The following is a 22,271-nucleotide window of genomic DNA, read 5'->3' as shown; positions in this document are numbered from 1 at the left end:
CAAGCTCTTCCTTTTATTCCGCCGGTGTCAGCCCAGAGGGAATTCGCCGCCGTCCACGGTGAGGTTCTGTCCGGTGATCCAGCTCGCCCGGTCCGATACCAGGAACAGCACTGCATGGGCGATGTCCTCGGGGCGGCCGTCGCGTCCCAGCGGAGGGGCGGTGTTGTCCTGGCCCGGCCCCTCGTTCAGGCTCGCCCACTCCTCCCGCGTCGCTTCGCCGCCGGGGGTCGCGGTCCTGCCGGGCGACACCGCGTTGACCCGGACTCCGAACGGGGCCAGTTCCAGGGACAGTCCCCGGCTGTAGTTCCGCAGCGCCGCCTTGGCCGCCGTGTAGTGCAGAAACGGCGGCGCCGAGGTGGGGACGGCGGCCGAGGAGACGTGCACGACCACACCCGAACCGCGCTCGCGCATCCCTGGCGTCAGCAGCGAGTCCAACCGCACCGACGCCAGGTAGTTGAGGTTCAGCTGGTCCTGCCACTCCTCGTCGGGAATGGCCCAGGCGTTCTGGAACGGTCGCGCTCCACCGGCGTTGTCGACCAGGATGTCCACCCCGCCGAGCACGTCCCGCGCGGCCTCGGCGACCGCCTCGGCTCCGGCACGCGTCCGCACATCGGCCTCCACGAAGGCGGCGCCCTCGGGCACCGGATTCGTCTTCGACCTGGCGGTCGTCAGTACCTCGGCGCCCGCGTCCAGGAGTTGACGCACGATGGCCGCACCGATTCCCCGCGTGCCGCCCGTGACCAAGGCCCGCTTTCCGGCGAGTTCGGTACTTCCGGTGATTCCGGCGGATTTCTCGGTTGCAGTCATTTCATTGTCCCTTTCACCTGTGTATCGGTCCGCTCGACTGAAAATAAAGGGGGCGCGTCTTCTCGCCTCATCGAGCCGGTTGAAGCTGTTTCACCGTAGATCCGGGGAACTTCGCGAGGCAAAGACGAAAAATGAGCACGGGGCATAGGGGCTGCCTATACGGGTCGCCTATGGCCCACCCTCGAACCCGCCGGGCCGGGCCGCGCTTCAACGCACGCGACGCGTCGCCTCGCGTGGCACGCTGGCCCCCGTAGGTCGGTGATCGTCGAGGAGGTTCGTCACGTGGCGCAGCAACAGCCGGTGGAGACTGCGGGTGCCCCGGACGTCCGCGCCGAGGAGAGCCGGTTGCGCAAGGACCTCGGATTCTGGGCTCTGACCGCGATCGGCTTCTCCAACATCCTCGGCTCGGGCTGGCTGTTCGCCGCCATGTACGCCGCCCAGACCGCGGGACCCGCCGCGCTGCTCTCCTGGGTCGCGGCCGGCCTGCTCTGCGCCCTCGTGGCCCTGGTCATGGTCGAACTCGGCGCCACCAGGCCGGAAGGCGGCGGCACCGTCCGCTGGCCGCTGTACGCGAACGGCCGGCTCGTCGGCACGGTCGTCGGCTGGTCCGTCCTGCTCTCCGTGGGCGGCACCGCGGCCGAGATCAGCGCGATCATGCAGTACGCCGCCCACTACGTGCCCGGGCTCTACCACGGCGGCAGCCTCACCGCGTCCGGCCTGGGCGTCGCCACCGCGCTGAGCGTGCTGCTCACCGCGCTGAACTGGTTCGCGGTACGGATGTTCGCCCGCATGAACAACCTGGTGTCCGTGTTCAAGGTCATCGTCCCGGTGCTGACGGTCGTCGCCCTGTTCCTGTCCGGCACCCACCCGGGGCGCCTCACGGATCACGGCGGGTTCGCCCCGTACGGCTACGCGGCCTGCCTCACCGCGCTCGCCGGCGGCGGCATCGTGTACTCCGTGAACGGGTTCCAGGCCCCTCTGGACTTCTCCGGTGAGGCCCGCAATCCGCGCCGCAACGTACCCGCCGCCGTCCTCACCGGTATCGGCCTCGCGGTCCTCGTCTACCTCGGGCTCCAGCTCGCCTTCCTCTACACGGTGCCCGACTCACTGCTCGCGCACGGCTGGCAGGGGGTCAACTTCGAGTCACCGTTCGGTCAGCTCGCCCTCGTCCTCAACCTGCACTGGCTGGCCACCCTGCTCTACGCCGACGCCGTGGTCTCCCCGGGCGGCTCCGCCTACGTGGGCGTCGCGATCGACGCCCGCCACACGTACGCCCTCTCGAAGAACGGCCTGCTCCCCCGCTTCTTCATGCGGATCGACCCTCGCTCCGGCATCGCACGCCGCGCCCTGGTCCTCAACCTCGCGGTCATCGTCGTGTTCATGCTCCCGTTCGGCGGCTGGCAGGACATCGTGAGCGTGATGGGAGACATGTACCTGATCATCTACGCCGCTTCGGCGGTGGCCGTGGCGTCCTTCCGGGCGCACGACCGGGAGCGTGGTGTGCCCCTCGCGGACGGCCACATGCCGGGACTGCGCTGGATCGCGCCGGTCAGTTTCGCCGTGGCGATCGAGTTCGTCTACTGGTCGGGCTGGAACGATCTGCGACTCGCGCTGCCGCTCGTCCTCGTCGGCGTCCCGCTGTTCCTTCTGCAGCGACGCAGGACAGGAGGCGGCAGCCCGGTCGAGGAACTGCGTCTGGGAGCCTGGCTGGTGTTCATCCTGGTGGCGCTGACCTTGTTGTCGTGGCTCGGCACGTTCGGTGGCTCCGGACAGCTGCCGGCGCCGTACGACTCGGTCGTGGTGGGCGTCGTCGCGTTCGCCGTCTTCGCGTGGGCGGTGCGCTCGGGCGCCGCCCACCTCCGTACGAACCCGGCTCACTGAGCGGTGCCAGTCCCGGCAGTGCCGGAACCGCGGACCTTCGGACCGGGTGACGTCGTGTACCGGATCAGGACGTGACCGGCAGGGTGGTCCACCGCTGGTTCGGGCCGCCGGTGCAGTCCCAGAGCACCACCTGGGTGCCGTCGGTCGTGGAGGAGGCCGGGTCGTCCAGGCAGCGGCCGGAAACGGGGTTGCGGTACCCGCCGTTGTACGCCTGCCAGACCTGGTTGGCGCCGCCGTTGCAGTCCCAGATCACCGCCTTGGTGCCATTGGAGGTGCCCCTGCCCGAGGCATCCAGACACTTGCCGAGGGCGCGCAGGGTGCCGTCCGAGCGGGCGGACCAGAGCTGCGCGCCGGAGCCGTTGCAGGACCAGATCTGGGCGGCCGTCCCGTTGGCGGAGTTGCCGCCGTTGACATCCAGGCACTTGCCGTCGATCCCGGAGCGGACCGCGCCGCCCATCGCGACGGGCGGCGCGATCCACCCGGCCGCGTCGGCGGCCTGCACGCCCGCGGCGAAGGCGTCGGCCATCTTGCCGAAGCCGTTGTCGTTCGGGTGGAGCGCGTCGGAGAGGTCGGCGGCCGTCAGGGCGCCCATGTCGACGAGCCGCACGTGCTGGCCCGCGGCCGCCTTCGCCTGGACGATCTGCGTCAGCCTCCGGTTGAACTCCGGCCGGTAGGCCTCCTCGGTCGCGCTGGTGGAGACGATCACCGTGCCGACCAGCACGGTCGCGTCGGGCGCGGCCCGCAGGATCTGGTCGATCAGCGCGCTCATCCGGTCGGGCGCCGTCGGAACCTGGTAATTGCCGTTCAGGTCGTTGGTGCCGATCTCCAGCGTGATCACGTTGGGGCGGTACCGGGCCAGTACGGAGTCGGCGATGGAGGCTATCTGGTCGATGCGCCAACCGGAGTGGCCCTCGTTGTCCGGGTCGGACATGGGTCCGTTGCGGCCGGACCCGACGAAGTCCAGCGCGTGCCCCTGCGCGGCGAGCTTGTTCCACAAGAAGCTTCGGTAGCTGTTCCCCGACGGGCTGCCGACGCCCCAGGTGATCGAGTTCCCCAGCGGCATCAGGCGCAGGGAGGCCGGTGCGGCGGCGGACGAAGTGAGCGAGGTGCTCTCGGCCGCTGAGGGAGTGGCAGCCGTGGCCGCCGACGGCAGGGCGGCGACTGTGGCCAGCGCGGTCATCACCGAAGCGACCAGGGCGGCTCTGAGTCTTCTCATGATCGGTTCCTCACTGCTGGGGGACAGTGGTGCGGGCAGAGGGGTTCATGGGCGAGCGGACCGGCGGTCGCTCTCTGACATCGTTGTCTACGCTAGCCGAGCAGAATCCCCCGCAGCCCCTCGATTACCGGCCAACTCCGCCCGAACGCAAGGCAGTTGTTCGGTACGGCAGGCGCAAGGGAGTCAGGCGTAAGGGAGTCCGTCGGTGGCAGGAGAGTGGCATGGTGGAGACAGCAGAGATGCACGACGTCACGTTCACCGGCGGAACGGTGCGCCTGGCCGGTGTTCTGGGCCTGCCGGAGCAGACAGGACCGGCCCGTGCCGGTGTGGTCCTGGTCGGCGGGTCCGGACCGTCCGACCGGGACAACGACACGTTCTTCCCGCCCTTGCGACGGCATCTGCTGGACGCCGGGATCGCCGTGCTCTCCTACGACAAGCGAGGCGTCGGCACGTCATCCGGCGACTGGCGCGCTTCGACTCTGACCGACCTGGCGGCCGACGCGGCGGCCGCGCTGGACTGTCTCCGATCCCGGCCCGAGGTCACAGCCGACACCGTGGGCCTCTTCGGGCACAGTGAGGGCGGCTGGGTGGTCCTGCGTGCGGCGACGGCGCGGGACGACATCCCCTGGGTCGTCACCAACAGCTGTCCCGGGGTGAGCCCTGCGGTGCAGGAACGCCATGCACTGGCACATCACCTACGACAGATGCACGCGAACGGCCAGACCGACACCGACACCGACAGCACTCTGGCTCTCTACGACCGTCTTGTCGAAGCAGGCCGACGCGACGCGGACTTCGCCACGGCCGTACGACTCGTGGACGCCGCCGGCAGGCCGCCGGGGCTGGCGTACTTCTGGGCCGGCATGGACGAGCCCCTCTGGACTTTCCTCAAACGCAAGCAGGACCACGATCCGGCCCCCGACCTCCTCGGGCTGCGCTGCCCGCACCTGGCCTTCTTCGGCAGCGAAGACCGGCTGGTTCCGGTCGCCGACAGCCTCCTCGCGCTCGGCGCGACCGTCTGCCGCGCGGGGCGTTCCTCCCGGGCCTCGCTGACGGTGGAAGTCGTCCCAGGAGCGGATCACCGCATGCGGCTGCCGCACACCACCCAGCCGGCACCCGGGTACCTCGACAAGCTCACGCGCTGGATCGACCGCACCTGACTTCAGTCCAGGGTTCCGCGTTCGCACACCCGCTGCGCCACTTCGCGGAGTTTGATGTTCTTCTCCTGGGAGTAGCGGCGCAGCACGTCGAACGCCTCCCGCTCGGAGAGGTTGTGCTCGGCCATGATGATTCCCATGGCCTCGCCGATGGCGTGCCGCGTGAGCACCGCCTCCTGCATCTGGGCCTGCTCGCGGGCGCTGGCGAGAGCGACGGCGGCATGGGACGCCAGGGACCAGCCCGCGGTCTCGCTGTCCTGGGTGAACACGCCCCGCTTGCGGGAGTAGATGTTGAGGGCGCCGAGGTCCTCGTTCTCCGTGTAGAGCAGGAAGCCCATCATGCTGCCGACACCGAGATCATGGGCGCGGGGCGCGTAGTCGGGCCAGCGGACCCGCTCTTCGGCCATGTCCATGATGCGGAACACCGGATGTCCGGTGCGGGCGGCGTCGAAGCAGGGGCCTTCGCCGCACTCCCCCTGCATCCGGTCGCTGTCCACGACGAGCTGTTCGGTGGCGGCGAGCGTGGCCACTTGCCCCTTGCGGATGGTGAGAATACCCGCCGCGTCGCAGTCCTCGATCAGCTCGACGGAAGAGGTGGCGATCCTGTGCAGCGTGCCGTCCACGGTGTCCTCCGCCAACAGCTCGCGCGCCTTCGCAGCCAACTGCACCGCATACTCGCGCCAGTCCATGGGGGACATCCCTCCCTCTTCCGGTGGTGCCGCCGAATCGGCACCGTCCCCAGCCTCCCACGAGTGCCTGTCTCTGTAGGACACACCCGCCCGGGCCGGAGGGATATCTCCCTGAACAGATCGTTCTCCTCTCCGTTCGCTAACCTGACCGCATGAGCCAGAGCACAAAGGGAAGCGGCACGTCGGAAGCGCGATCGCGGCTGCTCAGCACGGCAACCAGGATCTTCTACGCGGAGGGGATCCACTCCGTCGGCGTCGACCGGATCATCGCGGAGGCGCAGGTCACCCGTGCCACCCTCTACCGGCACTTCAAGGGCAAGGAAGATCTCGTACTCGCGTACCTCGATCTCGCCGACCGGGAGATGCGGGCACATGCCGAGGCCGCCCAGGCCGGTGAGGAGTCGGCCGCCGACAAGATCCGCGCCGTCTGCCGGACCATCGCCGCGGGCATCCGGTCCCCAGGGTTCCGGGGCTGCGCCTTCCTCAACGCGGCGGCGGAGTACCCAGACCGGGACCATCCGGTGCATCGAGCCGTTCTGGCTCATCGTGAGTGGTTCCTGGAGACGGTCACGGGGCTGCTGGCCCGGACCGGCAATATCCCCGCCGAGCCCGCGGGCCGGCATCTGGTCATGCTCCGGGACGGTGCGATGGCCTCCGGCTGCCTGTCCGATGCCAAGCTCGTCTCCGAGACCTTCCTGGAGGGTGTGGAGGGAATCCTGCGAGTGCGCTCCGCCTGAGCGGCCCCGCTGGTGTCCGTTCCGGCCGACGGGCTGTCAGTTCCGCCGCCGTTGGCATCAGTCCGGCCGCCAGAGCGGGTGCTCCCGCTCCGCCCACTCCCCTGCGACCGAACCGGTACGCATGCCCCGGCGGGCCTCCGGGTCCCCCATGGCCATGCCGATGTGGCCGGCGAGAACGATGCCGAGGGTGAGAGCCAGCCAGTCGTGGACGAACGTGGCCCCGGTGCGCCAGGCCGGCGGGGTGAGGTGGATGAACCACATCATCAGCCCCGTGCCCAGCATGACGAGCGTGGCACCGGCGGCCCAGGCGGCGTAGAGCTTCTGCCCGGCGTTGAACTTGTGCGCCGGACGGGAGACCGGCCGCTTGTCCCTGCGCAGGGCGGCCAGCAGCCACTGCCGGTCGTGCGGGCCGAAGCGGTTCAGCAACTGCAGGTCCGCGCGCAGCGTCCGGGAGCCGAGGGCGGCCAGGACCGGGACCGGGAGCGCGACCCCCGCCCACTTGTGCACGGTGACGACGAGGGCACGACGGCCTACGAGTTCGGCGAGCGCGGGAAGGTACAGAAAGGCGGCGGTGAGTACGCACACGCCCATCAGCGCCGCCGTCGCGCGGTGAGCCCAGCGCTCGGCCCTGCTGAAGCGCGGCAGGCGCCCGGCGGCACGCGCCGCGTCAGGCAGTCGGTTCATCGTCCCGTCCGTTCGATCGGCCCACCCAGGCGTCGATGTCGTAGCCGCGCTCTTCCCAGTAGCCCGGTTCCACCTTCTCCGTGACGGTGACACGGGAGAGCCACTTCGCGGATTTGTAGAAGTACATCGGCGCCACGTAGAGGCGTACGGGGCCGCCGTGGGAGTGGCCGATGTCCTCGTCCTGCATACGCAGGGCCACGAGGACGTCGGCGCGGCGGGCCTGTTCCAGCGTGAGGCTCTCCGTGTAGGAGCCGTCGAAACAAGTGAAGTGCACGGCGCCGGCCGAGGACTGCACCCCCGCGGCGTCCAGCAGCCGGGACAGGCGTACTCCTTCGAAGGGGGTACCGGGCACGCGCCACCCCGTGACGCACTGGACGTCGCGCACCATGCGGGTCTGGGGCAGCGCCTTGAGATCGGCCAGGGTGTAGGTCGTCGGGTGGGCGACGAGACCGTCGATGGTGAGCCGGTAGCTCTCGGCGTTCTTGTGCGGCACGGAGGAGGTCACCGAGTAGTAGCGGAACCCGCCGCCGTTCGGAAGCAGCCCCGTCAGACCGGTGGGGTCCCGGTCGGCAGCGCCGCCGAGGAACGATTCCGTGGCACGCTGCAGAGCGGGGGCGGCAACGACGCCGAGCGCGCCGAGACCGAGCGTGCCGAGAAAGACCCGCCGCCCGACAGGAACGCCCCGCTCCTCCAATGGTTCAGAGTTCATGTGGTCGTCTCCCGTGGGTTCGTCGGGTCATTGACCTCGTGGTCAGACGTGCTGTGCGGTCGGCTCGCCGGACCGGCAGACGGATTCCGTCGCGGTGTCCAGCGCCTGGCGGTGGAGCCTGTCCAGTCGCTCCCGCGCCGCTCCCGTCGCGCCGGCCCATACGAGTTGCACCGTGCAGGCGACGGGCTCGCCGCGCAAGTGCTCGGTGTCCTTGAGCTCTTGGAGCAGAGCCGTGGTCAGCTGGTCGAGCCGCTCGCGGATCCGGTCGAGGTCGGGGCGCGTGGTGGGGGCCTCCTCGGGGTGAGCGGTCCAGCGCGCGAAAAGTCCCTTCTGCACGAGCTTGCTCGCGGTAATTTGATCACGGAAGAACACTGCCGCCGCATCCGGGTCCACTCCGGCCCTGTCCGCCTGCTGTCGGACCTGCTCCAGTACCTGTGCCTCGCGCTTCGGGTCCTCGATGGGCGAGTCGGTGCCGTACTTGGACGCCGCCACGTCATCGCTCACGCGGATGCGCTCGATGACCAGGTCCGTCAGCGGGCCCAGCCTGCCGAGCGACTCGGTCGTCCCGGCCGTCCCGGCCGTACGGCTCGCGGGCTCGGCGTTCATGGGGTCACCGGCGGCCATGACCTGAGGGGTGGTCAGTACGGCCGCGGCCACCACCATTCCGGTGATCGCGGCGCAGCGGTTCACTCCGTGGCGCAGGTTCAACTGTCAGCCTCCATTTCGGTATGGGCAGGGTATGCAGGGATACGTGTCAGGAGGTGCTGCGGGCCGCGTAAGCGTCGGGCAGCGGACGGTCGACGGGAACGCCACGGGAGTCGTACCCGGCCTGCACGACGGCCCGGCGCAGGAGGTCTCGTATGACATGTGTCGTCTCCCGGTCATTCTCCTGCTGGTGGACGGCAGGGGCCCAGTGGCAAGGGACGCATACGTATCGTTCGTCAGGGCGTCCTCGCCCTGAGCCGGTCGAGTTTGTCGCCCAGGCTGCCGACACCGATCGAGATATGTCCGTGGCCGTTCTCGACACGTGTGCGGGCGGTCGGCAGTCGCCTGGTCAGCCACAGGCCGTGCGCGACCGGCACCATCCGGTCCAGGGCGCCGTGCCACAACTCGACCGGAGCGGCGATGTCGCCGGGGTCGAACCCCCACGGTGAGGTGAGGGCGCGCAGGTCGTCGAGCCAGCCGTCCGCGCCGTCCGCGAGCGCGTGGTTCATGTGAGCGGCGTTGTCCGGGCCGTAGGCACCGGCGAGCTCCGCGGCGTCCGCCGCGGGGAGCAGACTCGCCATGCCGGCGGCGAGTTCGGCAGGTTCGCTGTCCCGGACGAGCGCGGCCATCTGCGAGACGATTGCGCGCTGTTGTTCCTCATCCCCGGACGCCGATCCGAACAGCACGTGGTTCTGCACGCCCATGCCCGAGACGAAGGCGAGACCTTCGGCATCGCGCGGTGCGAACGACGCGATCAGCAGCACACCCGACACACGCCGGGGATCGGTTGCCGCGATGCTCAGTGCGTGCGGTCCGCCCGCGGACCAGCCTGCCACCAGATACCGCTCGACACCCAGATGATCCATCAGGTGCCCGCACTCCTCCGCGGCACCGGCCACCGTGCGCCCGGGCGCCCGTGTCGACCCGCCGTAGCCGGGGCGCGAGTAGGTGATGACGCGGTATCCACGCTCGGTGGCCGAGTCGAGGACGGAGTCCATGGGAAGTGCCGAACCCGGCATTCCGTGGTGGAAGAGGACGACCGGACCACTCCGAGGTCCGCGTTCGGTGAACTCGAGAACACGCCCCTCCCCCAGGTGCAGCAGCTCCGTGACGACGTCGTACCGCATGTTCAGCTCTCCTTGGCGGCGCGGCCCAGGCGCAGGGCCGAGATGAGGAAGAAGATGCCGCCCGGGACCGCGTAGCCGATCGCGCTGCTGAGCGTGGGCTCGTCCGCGCCGGCCGACGCGACGAACGACGCTCCGGCCAGGACCGAGATGCCGCCGCTGAGGATCATCGGCCACTGGCCACCCATCTTGCGGCGCGGGACAGCCACGATGAGCTGGACGAGGCCGGACAGGATCGCCCAGGCTCCCCACACACGCAGCACCGCGGGAATGCCGGAGGCGCAGGCGATGCCCACACCGACGGCCGCGACGAGACTGACCGCCATGTTCACGTAGAGCACGGCGGGCGACCCCGTGGAGCGCGACGCCCTCGCGTCGACGACGGCCGCGCCCACGTCGAACAGCGGGTACAGCACGAGGAGCACGGCCGCGACCGGACTGAGCTTCGCGGCCATCGTGAACATCACGAGCGCCCAGACGATGGCAAAGGCGAACCGGACGAAGTACAGGCGCCGCAGAACCGAAGCCGTACGGGTGAGGCCGGGCGAAGCGGTGAGAGTGCTCATGGAGATCCCCTTAGGTGCATACGTGTGCACACGTGCGACGCGTATCGGTACGCGGACGGCGAACCGGGGCCGGCGACCCCGCCCCGCAAGAACGAACGTTCTGTTTCATCAGATTGGCAAGCGCGCCCGACGTTGTCAAGACAGAACGTTCTACTCCCTCGAGAGGGCGCCTCCGACGATCAGGACGTCAGTCGGGCGGAGGGCGGTAGCGGTGCGTGGTGCGGGCAGGCCTCCAGCGCCTGTATCGCCAGCCCCGCGAAGCGGCGGGAGGCAGCGACCTGGGTGTCGGTCGAGGCGGCGTGGATCCCCTTGTTGGCCATGAGGAGAAGAATGAGGTCGTCCAGGACGAAGTCGGAGCGCAGGCGCCCGGCCGCCTTGGCCCGCCGAGCCAGTCCGGCGACCGCTCTCACCGTGTACACACGGTCCGGCGCGACAGCGGCCACCTCGTGGAAGGTCGCCAGAAACGCCTCGGTGAAGCCTCTGTCGCGTGCGTGCAGCTCACAGATCTTCTCGATCACCAGGCAGAGGCCACGCCACGGGTCGGGGTCCGCGCACCCTTCGTCGACGATGGTGCGGCAGGCGCGCAGCTGGTCGGCGAAGGCGTCGGCGATCAGTGACTGCTTGGTCGGGAAGTGCCGGTACAGGGTGGCGGGCCCGACCCCGGCCCGCCGCGCGACCTCCCGCATCGGCACGTCGAGGCCGTCGGCGGAGAACAGCGTGCGGGCCGCGTCGAGGATGCGCGCGCGGTTCTCCCGCGCGTCGGAACGCGCCAGATGAGGCAACTGGTCGGTCACGCTCTCACTTTAGCCAAACGGACGGGGACGTCCGTTAACGTCCGGGACCGCGACCCCGGTGGCGGGCGCAGAGGCAGGACCGTGCCCGAGCGGTCCCGGAACGTGGAGACGACCTTGAAGGCGATAGCGATCGAGACGTACGGAGCTCCCGACGGGCTTGCCGTCGTCGACCTCCCGGTGCCCACACCTGCTTTCGGGCAGGTACGGATCACGACCGAGGCGGTGGGCGTCGCAGGTGTCGACACCCTGATCCGCAGTGGGGCCCTCGCCGCCTACGGCTTCAAGGAGGGACACATATTGGGTAGTGAGGTGGCGGGCACCGTCGGTGCAGTCGGCGACGGTGTCGATCCGTCGTGGATCGGCCGACGGGTGTGGGCCTTCACGGGCGCCGGCCGAGGAACCGGCGGAGGAACTGGCGGAGGAACTGGCGGAGGAACTGGCGGAAGAACTGGCGGACAAACCGGCGGTGGCTACGTCGAACAGGCCGTCGCGCCGGTCGAGCAGGTCCTCCCCCTTCCAGACGGCCTCTCCGCCGTCGATGCCGTGACGCTCGGCAGCGCCGGCGCGGTGGCCCACTTCGGGCTGCGCCACGCGCACTTCGCTCCCGGGGAGACCGTCCTGGTGCGTGGCGCGGCGGGCAGTATCGGGATCATGGCGGTGCAACTCGCGGCCCGCGCGGGCGCCGCCGCGGTGGCGGTCACGACCTCGTCGGCCGAGCGCGGCGAGCGGCTGCGCCGCCTCGGCGCGACCCACGTGCTGAACCGGTCCGGTGATGCGGACGCAGACGCAGGAACGGGGACTTCCGCAGCCCATGGCGGCGTCCCCGCGGCGTATGACGTCATCATCGACGTGGTGGCCGGCCAGGACATGCCGTCGTTCCTCGACCGGCTCAGCCCGAACGGCCGCATGGTGGCCGTGGGCGCTGTCGCAGGTCAGCCGCCCGCGGACTTCGGTACGCGCATCATGAAGGCGTTTCAGAAGTCGATGTCCTTCGCCGCGTTCAGCGCGGCCACCGTCCCGCAGGCAGACCTGCGCGCCGTGCGGAGCGAGTTGTTCGCCGCGGCCGTCCGGGGCGAGATCGAGGCGGTGGTGCACGAGGTGCTGCCACTGGACCGAGCCGTGCTGGCACATCAGAAGATGGACGCGGGTGAAGTCTTCGGCAGGATCGTACTGACGCCGTAGTCCGTACGGGAGTCCGCCCGCACCGTCCGATCGAGCACAGGGTGTGCCCCCTCGCGCAACGGCCGGGGTCCGCCCGGCCGTCCTCCGGCGTGCGCAGGGCCGGACGGCGGGCCCTTCAGCAACGGGCGGCCCCTCGGAAGCATGGACCGTCGCAGACCCAGGCGATCGAGCGAAGGGCAGATCATGACGCAGCAACCGGGGTTCTACTCCAAGGTCGCCGAGAAGTTCGGTGGGTACTCCAGCGGAGCACAGCGCACCACCTCCTACCCGCAGGGCGATCCGGAGGAGGAGTTCGACGCGCTGGTGCACGAACTGGGTACGCCCACAGGCAGGTTGCTGGATGTCGGGTGCGCCGACGGCCGCAATCTGCTGAGCGTCGCCCCTTCGTTCGGCCGGGTGGAAGCACTGGATCTGTCGCCGGAAATGCTGGCGTCGGCCGAACACCACCGAGCCGAGTCGGGGCTCGACCATGTCCGGTTCGCCGTCGGTGACGCCTCGGCCACCGGATTCCCCGACGGAGCGTTCGACCTGGTGACCTCGCGGCGCGGCCCGTTGTTCCCCGACGAGTTCCGCCGGGTGCTGCGCACGGGCGGCTCGGTGGTCTACCTGGGCATCGGTGAGCGGGACGTGCGGACGTTGAAGGAGGCGTTCGGCCGGGGCCAGCTGTACGGGCGCTGGACGGGGACGCCGGTGGCGCTGGAGGAACGCCGCAGGCTCGAGGACGCGGGCTTCACCGTCGACTACGAGCGCGAGTTCTCCTACGACGAGTTCTTCCACACGCCCGGGGACCTGGACCGGTTCCTTCAAATGGTGCCGATCTTCGAGGACTACGACTCCGAGTCCGATCGCGAGGCCTTCGACCGCTACGTCGGCCAGGCGACCACGCAGGAGGGCATCCACCTGGCCCGGCACTGGTTCGTCCTCCGGGCCCGGCTCACCGCGGAGGGCTGAGCGGCCCACGACGACAGACACGGCCCGGCCACCATGACAGATGGGTGTCCGGGCCTTCGTCGTGCTCGGCCCGGCCGCAGCCCCTCAACAGGCGTCATGTGCACACGTGTTGACGCGCGAGACCGCTCAGGCGCGGGCTTGCGCAGACGCGGGAGCAGTGTCCGCTCGGCCGCCCGGCGTTGTCCGTCCGGCGGGCCACGCTGCACGAGAGGACAACGCGGGGGCCTTGGGCGCCCGTACCGCCGGACATGTCCCCCGCCACCCCTCTCGCCGCAGCATTGATCTCAGCGCCGACGGAAACCGAGCGGTTGGCCACCTTCTTGGTGAACTTACGAAGCGAGGACGACGAGTGTCGAAGATCATTGCGGTGGTGTCCGGCGGGATCGACTCCGTCACCATGGCGTACCACCTGCGGGCCCAGGGCCATGACCTGCACCTCCTCGGCATCGACTACGGGCAGCGCCACCGACGCGAACTGGCCTGCGCCCGGCTGGCCGCCGAACGGCTCGGCGCCCCGTACGAGGAAGCCGATCTCGGCGGAGCCGCCGGGGTGCTGCGCGGCTCCTCCCTCACTGACTCCACTGTCGACGTCCCGGTCGAAGGCGAGACCAAAACCGAAGGCGTAGGCGGAGGCGGAGGCGGAGGCGGAGGCGGAGGCGAGGGTACCGGCACGTCTGCCGGGAAGGACATCGCGGTCCCGGGCCGTCCGAACATCGTCCCCAACCGGAACGCCCTGCTGCTCTCGACGGCGTTCGCGCTGGCCGTCGTGGAGCGGGCCGAGGCCGTCGCCTTCGGGATCATGGCGGAGGACGTCGGCCCCTCGGACACCTCGCTCGAGTTCCTGGCTGCCTTCCTCGCCATGGAGCGCATCGCGACCCGCGGCCACGCCCACCCGGATCTCGACCTGATCGCGCCCCTGGCCCAGCTGATGAAGCGTGAGGTCATCGCCCTCGGCGACCGGCTCTCCGTGCCGTTCGAGTCCACCTGGACCTGCTTCCGCGGCGAGGAACTCCACTGCGGGAGGTGCGCGTCCTGCGTCGAGCGCCGCGAGGCCTTCATCGCCGCCGGCGTCCACGACCCCACCGTCTACGCCGCCCCGGCAGCGGTCAAGGGAGCGGCATGAGATGAACGTGTTCGAACGGATGGAATCCGAGGTCCGCAGCTACAGCCGCGCCTGGCCCGTCGTCTTCGACCGCGCCCAGGGAAGCTGGCTCCACGACGAGGACGGGCGCCGCTACCTGGACTTCTTCGCCGGTGCCGGAGCACTGAACTACGGCCACAACCCTCCCGTCCTGAAACGGGCGTTGATGGACTACCTCGACAGGGACGGGGTCGCACACTCCCTCGACATGTTCACCGTCGCCCGCCGCCATTTCCTGACGGCTCTCCAGGAAACCGTGCTCACACCCAGAGCACTCGACTACCGAGTGGTCTTCCCCGGCCCCGGGGGCGCGAACGCGGTCGAGGCGGCGCTGAAACTCGCCCGGCGCGTGACCGGTCGCACCACCGTGATCGGCTTCACCAACTCCTTCCACGGCATGACGCTCGGCGCCCTCGCCGTCAGCGGCAACGCCGCGAAGCGGGCCGCAGCCGGCGTACCACTCGGCCATACGGTCTCGATGCCCTACGACGGATACGTGGATGCCGGGAACCCGGGGGGCTTCCCCGAACTCCTCGACCGCATGATCGGTGACAGCGGGAGCGGACTCGACAAGCCCGCCGCCGTCATCGTCGAGACGGTGCAGGGCGAAGGCGGGGTGCGGGCCGCGACGGACGAGTGGCTCCGGGCTCTCGCGGCGGTCTGCCGTCGGCATTCGGTGCTGCTCATCGTGGACGACGTACAGATGGGCTGTGGTCGAACCGGCCCCTTCTTCAGCTTCGAGGACGCCGGGATCGTGCCGGACATGGTCTGCTTGTCGAAGTCGATCGGTGGATACGGTCTGCCGCTGGCACTGACGCTGATCCGTCCTGACCTGGACGTCTGGCAGCCCGGCGAACACAACGGCACCTTCCGCGGTGTGGGCCCGGCGTTCGTGACGGGCGCCGCCGCGCTCCATGCCTACTGGTCCGGCAACGACCTGGAGAAGGCCGTGCGGCGAGCCGGCGAACGGCTCGCCCTCGCGCTCGGCGAGCTCGCCGACTCTCACCAGGACGCCGCGCTGACCGTCAGGGGACGCGGCCTCGCCGCAGGGCTCGGCTTCCGGGCAGCCGAGGGGGCCACCGCGGGCGACATCGCCTCCCGTGTGTCGGCCGAGGCGTTCCGACGCGGGCTCCTGGTCGAGACGTCCGGCGCGGACGGCTCCGTGGTCAAACTCCTCCCGCCGCTCACCGTCACCGACGCCGAGCTGGACCAGGGCGTGGACATCCTCGACGCGTCGATCACCGCGGCCCTTCACACCTGACGAGTCCCCACACACACCGTGCCCGCACCACAACGCACTCCGCTGCACCGCACCGCACGAAAGGAGCCACCCATGAGCGGCGCCATCCCGACCGTCGACCTCAGCACCTGGCCCACCGCCTCCGCAGAGGAGCGGCGCGCCACCGCCACAGCGCTGGACCAGGCGCTGCGCGAGACCGGCATGTTCCTGCTGAAGGGACACGGCGTACCGCGCGAGGCGATGGACGAACTCCGCGCGCAGGGACGGGAGTTCTTCGCTCTGCCGCACGAGACGAAGGCGCCCTACGCCATCGGTGCGCCGTACGAGAGCGGCTGGCTGGAGATGCATCCCGGCGGCGGCGTCGGGGTCACGCTCGAGGAAGGTGCGGAACCGGCGGCCGCGCCCGACCTGCACGAATCCTTCTATGCCGGCCCCGCGTACCGTTCGGGCGACGAGACGACCGACCGCTACTGCTACCCGCCCAACCGGTGGCCCGACCCGGTGCTGCCCGGGCTGCGCCGGGCCACCGAGGCGTACACGGACCACATGCAGCGAGTGGCTCTCGGCCTGAACGCTCTGTTCGCCGAGGTGCTGGGCCTGCCGCGGGATTTCTTCAACAGCCGTGCGCAGCGGGCGACATGGACCCAGAACGTGAGCTGGTACCCGTCGCTGGCCTCCGTGGGCACAGTGGCCAGCGGTCAGCTGCGCAACGGCCCGCACACCGACCTCGGCGCCTTCACCATCCTCAGTCGCCAGCAGGGTGTGGGCGGTCTTCAGGCATGGAACGAGGCCGACGGCTGGTTCGCACCGCCCTACGACCCCGAGGCGCTCGTGGTGAACCTCGGCGATCTCATGGAGCTGTGGACCAACGGCCGCTGGCGTGCGCTGCGCCACCGCGTGCTGGCGCCCAGCCCGAGCGCACCCCACGAAGAACTGCTGTCGCTCGTGTTCTTCTTCGAGTCCGACCCCGACACGCTCATCGAGCCGCTGGCCCCGCCCGCCGGCGGTGACGCCGGATTCGCACCCGTTCTCTCGCGCCGCTCGGTGCTGGAGAAGCTCGGGGTCCACCCCCTCCCCATCCCTCTCCCGTAGGAAGGTTCCGTTCCCGTCATGACTCTGCGTATCACCAAGCGTTTCGACTTCTCCGCCAGCCACCAGCTCAGCGGTCTGCACGAGGGCCACCAGTGTGCGCGCCTGCACGGCCACAACTACTCGGTCGAGCTCGAACTGAGCGCCGAGCAGCACGAGTTGACGCCCGTGGGATTCGTCCGCGACTACGGCGACCTTTCCGTGTTCAAGAAGTGGCTCGACCAGACCCTGGACCACCGCCACCTCAACGACATCCTCGACCAGAACCCGACCGCGGAGAACCTGGCGACGTGGATGTTCGCGCAGTGGGAGAAGGACTTCCCCGAACTGACGTCGGTCCGCGTCTCCGAGACCCCCAAGACGTGGGCGGAGTTCCGGCCCTGACCCCTGGCCCCGTCTCCCGCACTTTCCGCATCCACCCGCAACCGGCGCATGCCCGACACGAAGAGGAGGTGGTGCCCTGTGGAACCGGAACTCGTGGTCAATGAGATCTTCGGCCCCACTTGAGGCCGTCCAAGGAGAGGGACGGTCGCTGGGCCGCAGATGCGGCTTTCTGCGACTCGGCGGCTGCAACCTGTCCTGCCGCTGGTGCGACACCCCCTACACCTGGGACTGGCAGGGCATCAGTGACAGCGGTATCAGTTACGACCCCAAGGTGGAACTGCACCGGCGCTCGGTCTCCTCGGTCGCCGAGGAGCTGACGGGACTCGGCGTCGACCTCGTCGTCATCTCCGGCGGGGAGCCGCTCAGCCAGCAGGCACGTCTGCTGCCTCTGATCGATACGTTGCTGGAGGCGGGCACGGAGGTCGAGTTCGAGACCAACGGGACCCGCGTCCCGGACAGCCGGCTGGTACGGCCGGGTGTGCGCTTCAACGTATCGCCGAAGCTGTCACACTCCGGCGATCCCGCCGAGCGACGTATCGTGCCGCAGGCGCTGAGCCGGTTCGCCGCCACGCCGGGCACCACCTTCAAGTTCGTCTGCCGTACGACCGCGGACCTGGACGAGGTGAGTGCGCTCGCCTCCGACTTCGGCATCGACTCCGTCTGGATCATGCCCGAGGGGCAGAACCCGGACGACATCGACAAGCACATGCAGGAACTCGTCTCCTCGGTCATCGACCGGGGATGGAACGTGACCACCCGGCTGCACACGCTGGTCTGGGGCCACAAGAGAGGCGTCTGAAGTGACCATGAACACCGTCGAAGCACGCACCGGAGCCGATGAGAGCGGCGCCGATCCACTGGTGGATCTCGCGCACCGTCTGCTCAAGGAGATCGGTGAGGATCCCGAGCGGGACGGGCTGCGGCAGACGCCCGAACGATTCGCGCGCTGGTGGCGCGAGTTCGTCGACTACGACCCCGGCACCATAGACACGCTCTTCGAGACCACGACCACCAGCCAGATGGTGGTGGTCTCGGACATCCGGGTGTGGTCCCTGTGCGAGCATCACCTGCTTCCGTTCAACTGCTCGATCGACATCGCCTACCGTCCGACGGGCCGGCTCCTCGGCCTGTCGAAGTTCGCCCGGGTGGCACACCGCCACGCGCACCGGCTTCAGGTGCAGGAGCGGCTGGTCGCCGACATAGCCCAGGAGGTGGCGGACATCACCGGCGCTCAGGACGTGGCGGTGCTGGCCAAGGGAGAGCACCTCTGCATGACGATGCGCGGCATCAAGGCGAGCGCCGAGATGACGTCGACCGCGTTCCTCGGGGCGTTCGGCGACGACAGCACGCTGCGCACCGAGTTGCTGGCGCTGCTGCGGTCCTGAGGCGTCGCCCGGCTACGGATACGTTGCCGAACTCCCGGACACACGGCTGAGGTGGTCCGCGGCGAATGCAGAGCTTCGCCGCGGACCACCCGCCGTCACATGTAGCCCTCCCGTATCGCGTAGGCCACGGCGTGCGCGCGGTTGCGCAGGTGCAGACGTGTCATGGCGTCGTGCAGGATGCCCTTGATGGTGCGCTCGGAGTAGCTGAGCTTCTCGGCGATCTCCTTGGTGCCCAGTCCGTGCGAGACCAGTTCCAGGACATCCAGTTCCCGCGCCGTGGGACGGCCGGACGCCACGGTGCTCAACACCGTGCCCTGCGCCTGGCGTTCGAGGTGGGCGAGGAGACGGCGCAGCAGGTCGCCGGGCATGTCTCCCTCGTCCCGGGCCGTCGCCTCGATCGCTTTCACCAGCCTCGCGGGGGTGGCCTGATGACGCCAGACGACGGAGGAGACTCTGGCCTCGATCACCAGATTCAGCCGGTCCTCGTCCAGTTCACTCACGACCAGCACCACGCGTTTCCCGTAGTCGGCAGCCAGCTTGCGCAGCTTGGCGACCGAGTCCGAGTCCAGCTGGTCGTCCAGCACGAGCGCCACGGCCCGGGCAGGACTCTCGAGCGTACGGTTCGGATCGGATATCAGCGTCATGCCGGGTCGATGCCCTATGTGGGCAACGACTCCGGCCCGGGTGAGGGGATCGCCCCCGTGCAGGATGACGGAGACGACAGACGCCGGTACGTGTGCGGCCGATACGTGTGCGGTGTGTTCTGTCGGCTGCTCCTGTAACGCGCGAACGGGTTCCTCGCTGCACAGGGTGGGGTAGCGCCGAGACATGTACGTCCTTTGCTTTCAAATGAAGCGGTGGATCCCCCGTACTGACCGAGATTAGGTGCTCACAGTGGCGTAGCCGTCACGCGACTGATCGTTACCTTCCATGTTGACGTAAAACGTTGGACAGTGGCTGAAAGTCTGTCCGACAGTGTCCGACAGCGTTGTCATCTTTCCCCCGCGTCAAACCTGCCGAACGTGATTCAGCCGACGTCGACGCGATGACCCGGGCCGCGGCGCGGACAGGGACCCGAATTCGCCCTCCCGGACGGCGAACCTGCACAGGCGGGCAGCCGGACCGCCCTTCCAGACCGTCTATAGGTACGTGCCCCGGGCTCCGCCCAGCCGACAGAATTCCGGGCAGCGCAAGGCCGTTCGCGAGAGAAACGGCCGGTTCAGCACCGAGGAGAGGCGGCCCATGACCACCAGCGCACCCGCGATCATCCTGGTAGACCCGGTGCGACAGGGACGGCCTTTCAAAGACGCTGCACGTGAGCTCGGCTTCTCCGTCGTCTCCCTCTACACCCACGACTATCTCGCCTCCCTGCACCGGCACGCGGAAGGCGACGACCTCAGCTTCTACACGGCCGACCCGGACGAGGCGCAGCGCCTCATCACCGCCACCGGCATCACCGCCAAGGCCGTGGTGCCCTGCCTGGAGGCCGGCGTCCACCTCACCGACGTACTGGCCGACCGGCTCGGCCTTCCGGGCAACGACCACACCCTCGCCTGGGCCCGGCGCAACAAGGCGGCCATGCGGGCGCACGCCGCGCAGGCAGGCGTCCGGATCCCGGAGTTCCGTCTCGTCCACTCCAGTGCGGACATCGCGGCCGCGGCGCACGAAGTGGGCTTCCCCGTCATCGTCAAACCCACACTGGGGGCCGGCTCCCAAGGCGTACGCGTCTTCTCCACCGCCGCCGACCTCGAAGCCCAAGGGCCGCCGCCCACCCACGACGTGTACCGCGAGCCCGTTCGCGAATGGCTCGTCGAACGCTATATACGGGGCCGCGAGTTCGCCGTCAACTTCTTCAGCGCGGACGGCGAGCACCGGCTCGTGGACATCTGGGAGTACCTACGGCCCGACGACGCCGACTACGACTTCCCTCTCTGGGACATCGTCCAGATCGGCACGGAACACCCCGACTTCGCACGTGTGGAGTCCTACACACGCAGCGTCCTGACCGCTTTCGGAATCCGGCGGGGTCCCAGCCACACCGAGGTCAAGTGCACCGCCGACGGCACGTACCTCATCGAGGTGGGTTCACGGCTCTCCGGCGGCCCCGCCGTCGACCTGTGGATCGCGCACGGCGGGCTGCGGCCCTTCCACGACACGATCGCCTGCTACCTCGGACAGCGCCCGGCACTGCTCGACAAGCCCGTCACCTTTCCCGTCCGTTTCGGCTCGGCCGTCGTGCACAACGAGCAGGGTCCCGGCACCCTCGTCGCGGTGCACGGGGCCGAGGAAGCCGGCCGCCTGCCCGGGGTCGACAGCGTGGAGCTGGGCTACGCGCCGGGCGAGCACGTCCCCGCCACCCACGACAACGTCAGCATCCCCTTCAGCGCGGCGGTCCACGGCCCCGACTCCGACGCGGTTCTCGCCACGCTGGCCCGCATCAGATCCCTGGTACGGGTGGAGACACGGCCCACCCCCTCACCCGTGGACGGCGCCGACGCCGCCGCGCCGGCCTCCTGACATGCCCGAACCGAGATCCCCGGACGCGTCGGCCACCACCACGCCGTCACGCCCCCGCGCCGGCCTCGTGGCCACCTACCGGGAGGTACTGGCCGCCCCGGGTGCCACGCGGCTGGCCGTGGCGAGCCTGGTGTCCAAGTGGCCGATCAGCATGTTCCCGGTCAGTACCCTGCTGCTCGTCTCGCCCGCCTATTCCTACGCCCGGGCCGGCGCCGTCGTCGCGGCCATGCTGCTCGCCAACGCGGCCAGCAGCCCGGCCCGCGGACGCCAGATCGCCCGGCGCGGGGCCCGCGTGGTGCTGCGGATCTGTCTGGCCGGATATCTGGCCGGACTCACCGGGATCGCCGTCGCCGCGGCTTCTTCCGCACCGTTCCCGGTCGTCCTGACCGCGGCCGCGCTCATGGGCGCGTTCTTCCCGCCGGCCAGCATTCTGCTGCGCTCCCACTGGACCGCCGTGGACCGCGGCCGCGGGCACTCCTCCGCCAACGCGCTGGAATCCGCCCTGATGGACCTGTCGCTGATCACCGGTCCCATCCTGGCCAGTTGGCTCAGCACCTACGTCACTCCCGTACTCCCCCTGGCTCTCATCGGCGTGCTGATGACACTCGCGGTGGCGTTGCTGTCGGGCCTGCCGGACCAGCGACCTCCGTCCTCGCCACCTCCCGGACGGAGCCGCCGTAGCCGCCGTAGCCGCCGTCTCCTGCGTACACCGCTGGTCGGTCTCTTCGGCGCGCAGTTCCTCTTCTGCGCCGCCCTGGCGGCCACGGAGGTCTCGCTGCCCGTCTACGCGCAGCAGCAGAACGCGGCCGCGTACAGCGGCTGGCTTCTGGCGGGGCTCTCCGTGGGCAGCATCGTCGGCGCGCTGGTCCTCGGCAGACTGCCCGGGTCCGGCGCGACCCGGCTGCCGGTCCTGCTCGTCCTGCTGGCCGCCGGCATGTGTGCGATCGGTGGGGCCATGTTTCTGGGCCCGGTGGCGGTGGCCGCGGCCAGCGTGCCGGCCGGCCTCGCCATCGGTTCGGTCTTCGCCCGCTTCTTCACCGTCCTCGGAGCGGCGACACCGCCGGGCGTCGACCACGAGGTCCAGGGCTGGGCCAACAGCATGACCACGGTCGGATTCGCCGCGGGCTCCTTCGGCGGCGCCGCGCTGGCCGACGCGCTCGGCACACCGGCCCTCCTGCTCTGCTCCCCCCTTGCCGCCGTCGTGGCCGCGTGCCTGGCGGCATGGTCCGCATCCGCCAAGGCGTGAGCCCGAGGCAACTGCCCGGGCCTGTGCGCGCCTTGACCCACGGACCCCTCCCAGCAACTGACAAGGA

General features: G+C 69.7%; 23 protein-coding genes. 13 read left to right on the top strand and 10 right to left on the bottom strand.

Annotated features, from left to right (window positions below; translation table 11 throughout):
- Positions 1–27 precede the first annotated feature (27 nt).
- A complete protein-coding gene (locus ABD366_RS31485; RefSeq protein ID WP_324768095.1) occupies positions 28–807 on the bottom strand; it encodes an oxidoreductase in 780 nt (259 codons plus the stop codon).
- Positions 808–1,089: 282 nt separating this feature from the next.
- On the opposite strand from ABD366_RS31485, the gene ABD366_RS31480 reads away from it, so the two are divergent.
- Positions 1,090–2,688 carry an APC family permease gene (locus tag ABD366_RS31480; RefSeq protein WP_324768093.1) on the top strand — a complete coding sequence of 533 codons (1,599 nt, stop codon included), beginning with the start codon at positions 1,090–1,092 and terminating at the stop codon, positions 2,686–2,688.
- Positions 2,689–2,752: 64 nt separating this feature from the next.
- Here ABD366_RS31480 and ABD366_RS31475 read toward each other — a convergent pair whose 3' ends face one another.
- A complete protein-coding gene (locus tag ABD366_RS31475) occupies positions 2,753–3,904 on the bottom strand; it encodes a ricin-type beta-trefoil lectin domain protein (protein WP_324768092.1) in 1,152 nt (383 codons plus the stop codon).
- 221 nt (positions 3,905–4,125) lie between these two features.
- Here ABD366_RS31475 and ABD366_RS31470 point away from each other — a divergent pair, with 221 nt between their 5' ends.
- A complete protein-coding gene (locus tag ABD366_RS31470) occupies positions 4,126–5,064 on the top strand; it encodes an alpha/beta hydrolase family protein (protein WP_324768091.1) in 939 nt (312 codons plus the stop codon).
- Positions 5,065–5,066: 2 nt separating this feature from the next.
- Here ABD366_RS31470 and ABD366_RS31465 read toward each other — a convergent pair whose 3' ends face one another.
- Positions 5,067–5,750 (bottom strand): GAF and ANTAR domain-containing protein, encoded by a 684-nt coding sequence (locus ABD366_RS31465; protein ID WP_324768090.1) that lies wholly within the window; start codon positions 5,748–5,750, stop codon positions 5,067–5,069.
- A 152-nt stretch (positions 5,751–5,902) separates the two neighbouring features.
- Here ABD366_RS31465 and ABD366_RS31460 point away from each other — a divergent pair, with 152 nt between their 5' ends.
- Complete coding sequence (locus ABD366_RS31460) at positions 5,903–6,487, top strand: TetR/AcrR family transcriptional regulator (protein ID WP_324768089.1); 585 nt, start codon at positions 5,903–5,905, stop codon at positions 6,485–6,487.
- A 57-nt stretch (positions 6,488–6,544) separates the two neighbouring features.
- Here the strand turns inward: ABD366_RS31460 and ABD366_RS31455 are convergent, their stop codons facing one another.
- The 6 genes from ABD366_RS31455 to ABD366_RS31430 all read right to left on the bottom strand — a co-directional run bounded on the left by ABD366_RS31455 (position 6,545) and on the right by ABD366_RS31430 (position 11,069).
- The gene (locus tag ABD366_RS31455; RefSeq protein WP_324768088.1) at positions 6,545–7,171 is read right to left on the bottom strand and encodes a cytochrome b/b6 domain-containing protein; all 627 of its coding nucleotides are present in this window, start codon (positions 7,169–7,171) and stop codon (positions 6,545–6,547) included.
- Positions 7,155–7,880, bottom strand: a complete 726-nt coding sequence (locus ABD366_RS31450) for a molybdopterin-dependent oxidoreductase (RefSeq protein ID WP_324768086.1) — start codon at positions 7,878–7,880, stop codon at positions 7,155–7,157. Before ABD366_RS31450 ends, ABD366_RS31455 begins: the two co-directional genes overlap by 17 nt.
- Before the next feature lie 42 nt (positions 7,881–7,922).
- Positions 7,923–8,588 (bottom strand): chorismate mutase, encoded by a 666-nt coding sequence (locus ABD366_RS31445; RefSeq protein ID WP_324768084.1) that lies wholly within the window; start codon positions 8,586–8,588, stop codon positions 7,923–7,925.
- Positions 8,589–8,821: 233 nt separating this feature from the next.
- Positions 8,822–9,712 carry an alpha/beta fold hydrolase gene (locus ABD366_RS31440; RefSeq protein ID WP_324768083.1) on the bottom strand — a complete coding sequence of 297 codons (891 nt, stop codon included), beginning with the start codon at positions 9,710–9,712 and terminating at the stop codon, positions 8,822–8,824.
- Between the two features lie 2 nt (positions 9,713–9,714).
- Entirely contained in the window at positions 9,715–10,275 is a 561-nt protein-coding gene (locus ABD366_RS31435) for a hypothetical protein (RefSeq protein ID WP_324768082.1), read from the bottom strand.
- A gap of 179 nt (positions 10,276–10,454) precedes the next feature.
- On the bottom strand, positions 10,455–11,069 hold the full coding sequence (locus ABD366_RS31430) for a TetR/AcrR family transcriptional regulator (protein WP_324768081.1): 615 nt from the start codon (positions 11,067–11,069) through the stop codon (positions 10,455–10,457).
- A 114-nt stretch (positions 11,070–11,183) separates the two neighbouring features.
- Here ABD366_RS31430 and ABD366_RS31425 point away from each other — a divergent pair, with 114 nt between their 5' ends.
- From ABD366_RS31425 to folE, 8 genes are all read left to right on the top strand, one after another.
- Entirely contained in the window at positions 11,184–12,251 is a 1,068-nt protein-coding gene (locus tag ABD366_RS31425; RefSeq protein ID WP_324768080.1) for a zinc-binding dehydrogenase, read from the top strand.
- A 183-nt stretch (positions 12,252–12,434) separates the two neighbouring features.
- Complete coding sequence (locus ABD366_RS31420; protein ID WP_324768079.1) at positions 12,435–13,202, top strand: class I SAM-dependent methyltransferase; 768 nt, start codon at positions 12,435–12,437, stop codon at positions 13,200–13,202.
- 349 nt (positions 13,203–13,551) lie between these two features.
- On the top strand, positions 13,552–14,325 hold the full coding sequence (locus ABD366_RS31415) for a 7-cyano-7-deazaguanine synthase (RefSeq protein ID WP_324768078.1): 774 nt from the start codon (positions 13,552–13,554) through the stop codon (positions 14,323–14,325).
- Position 14,326: 1 nt separating this feature from the next.
- Positions 14,327–15,604: a diaminobutyrate--2-oxoglutarate transaminase gene (gene ectB, locus ABD366_RS31410; protein WP_324768077.1), complete on the top strand. Its 1,278-nt coding sequence runs from the start codon at positions 14,327–14,329 to the stop codon at positions 15,602–15,604.
- Between the two features lie 72 nt (positions 15,605–15,676).
- The gene (locus ABD366_RS31405; protein ID WP_324768076.1) at positions 15,677–16,675 is read left to right on the top strand and encodes an isopenicillin N synthase family dioxygenase; all 999 of its coding nucleotides are present in this window, start codon (positions 15,677–15,679) and stop codon (positions 16,673–16,675) included.
- An 18-nt stretch (positions 16,676–16,693) separates the two neighbouring features.
- Positions 16,694–17,056, top strand: a complete 363-nt coding sequence (locus ABD366_RS31400; RefSeq protein WP_324768074.1) for a 6-pyruvoyl trahydropterin synthase family protein — start codon at positions 16,694–16,696, stop codon at positions 17,054–17,056.
- A 100-nt stretch (positions 17,057–17,156) separates the two neighbouring features.
- A complete protein-coding gene (locus tag ABD366_RS31395) occupies positions 17,157–17,855 on the top strand; it encodes a 7-carboxy-7-deazaguanine synthase QueE (protein ID WP_324768073.1) in 699 nt (232 codons plus the stop codon).
- 7 nt (positions 17,856–17,862) lie between these two features.
- Complete coding sequence (gene folE / locus ABD366_RS31390; protein WP_324768072.1) at positions 17,863–18,441, top strand: GTP cyclohydrolase I; 579 nt, start codon at positions 17,863–17,865, stop codon at positions 18,439–18,441.
- Positions 18,442–18,536: 95 nt separating this feature from the next.
- Here the strand turns inward: folE and ABD366_RS31385 are convergent, their stop codons facing one another.
- Positions 18,537–19,085, bottom strand: a complete 549-nt coding sequence (locus ABD366_RS31385; protein ID WP_324768071.1) for a helix-turn-helix transcriptional regulator — start codon at positions 19,083–19,085, stop codon at positions 18,537–18,539.
- A 598-nt stretch (positions 19,086–19,683) separates the two neighbouring features.
- Between ABD366_RS31385 and ABD366_RS31380 the strand changes: the two genes are divergently transcribed.
- Both ABD366_RS31380 and ABD366_RS31375 read left to right on the top strand, forming a co-directional pair.
- Positions 19,684–20,958 (top strand): ATP-grasp domain-containing protein, encoded by a 1,275-nt coding sequence (locus tag ABD366_RS31380; protein WP_324768069.1) that lies wholly within the window; start codon positions 19,684–19,686, stop codon positions 20,956–20,958.
- 1 nt (position 20,959) lies between these two features.
- Positions 20,960–22,204 (top strand): MFS transporter, encoded by a 1,245-nt coding sequence (locus ABD366_RS31375; protein ID WP_324768068.1) that lies wholly within the window; start codon positions 20,960–20,962, stop codon positions 22,202–22,204.
- The last annotated feature ends 67 nt before the right edge of the window (positions 22,205–22,271 follow it).

The sequence above is a fragment of the Streptomyces kunmingensis genome, from assembly GCF_039533535.1.
Taxonomy (GTDB): Bacteria; Actinomycetota; Actinomycetes; order Streptomycetales; family Streptomycetaceae; genus Streptomyces; species Streptomyces kunmingensis.
The sequence above is the reverse complement of the archived record's forward strand: the minus strand, read 5'-3'. Positions and strand labels throughout refer to the sequence as shown.

Coding starts and splice junctions, on each gene's coding strand:
- ABD366_RS31435 (WP_324768082.1), bottom strand. CDS start 10,275: ATGAGCACTCTCACCGCTTCGCCCGGCCTCACCCGTACGGCTTCGGTT.
- ABD366_RS31380 (WP_324768069.1), top strand. CDS start 19,684: ATGACCACCAGCGCACCCGCGATCATCCTGGTAGACCCGGTGCGACAG.
- folE (WP_324768072.1), top strand. CDS start 17,863: ATGAACACCGTCGAAGCACGCACCGGAGCCGATGAGAGCGGCGCCGAT.
- ABD366_RS31450 (WP_324768086.1), bottom strand. CDS start 7,880: ATGAACTCTGAACCATTGGAGGAGCGGGGCGTTCCTGTCGGGCGGCGG.
- ABD366_RS31375 (WP_324768068.1), top strand. CDS start 20,960: ATGCCCGAACCGAGATCCCCGGACGCGTCGGCCACCACCACGCCGTCA.
- ectB (WP_324768077.1), top strand. CDS start 14,327: ATGAACGTGTTCGAACGGATGGAATCCGAGGTCCGCAGCTACAGCCGC.
- ABD366_RS31400 (WP_324768074.1), top strand. CDS start 16,694: ATGACTCTGCGTATCACCAAGCGTTTCGACTTCTCCGCCAGCCACCAG.
- ABD366_RS31465 (WP_324768090.1), bottom strand. CDS start 5,750: ATGGACTGGCGCGAGTATGCGGTGCAGTTGGCTGCGAAGGCGCGCGAG.
- ABD366_RS31395 (WP_324768073.1), top strand. CDS start 17,157: ATGAGATCTTCGGCCCCACTTGAGGCCGTCCAAGGAGAGGGACGGTCG.
- ABD366_RS31420 (WP_324768079.1), top strand. CDS start 12,435: ATGACGCAGCAACCGGGGTTCTACTCCAAGGTCGCCGAGAAGTTCGGT.
- ABD366_RS31455 (WP_324768088.1), bottom strand. CDS start 7,171: ATGAACCGACTGCCTGACGCGGCGCGTGCCGCCGGGCGCCTGCCGCGC.
- ABD366_RS31470 (WP_324768091.1), top strand. CDS start 4,126: ATGGTGGAGACAGCAGAGATGCACGACGTCACGTTCACCGGCGGAACG.
- ABD366_RS31440 (WP_324768083.1), bottom strand. CDS start 9,712: ATGCGGTACGACGTCGTCACGGAGCTGCTGCACCTGGGGGAGGGGCGT.
- ABD366_RS31485 (WP_324768095.1), bottom strand. CDS start 807: ATGACTGCAACCGAGAAATCCGCCGGAATCACCGGAAGTACCGAACTC.
- ABD366_RS31475 (WP_324768092.1), bottom strand. CDS start 3,904: ATGAGAAGACTCAGAGCCGCCCTGGTCGCTTCGGTGATGACCGCGCTG.
- ABD366_RS31385 (WP_324768071.1), bottom strand. CDS start 19,085: ATGACGCTGATATCCGATCCGAACCGTACGCTCGAGAGTCCTGCCCGG.
- ABD366_RS31405 (WP_324768076.1), top strand. CDS start 15,677: ATGAGCGGCGCCATCCCGACCGTCGACCTCAGCACCTGGCCCACCGCC.
- ABD366_RS31460 (WP_324768089.1), top strand. CDS start 5,903: ATGAGCCAGAGCACAAAGGGAAGCGGCACGTCGGAAGCGCGATCGCGG.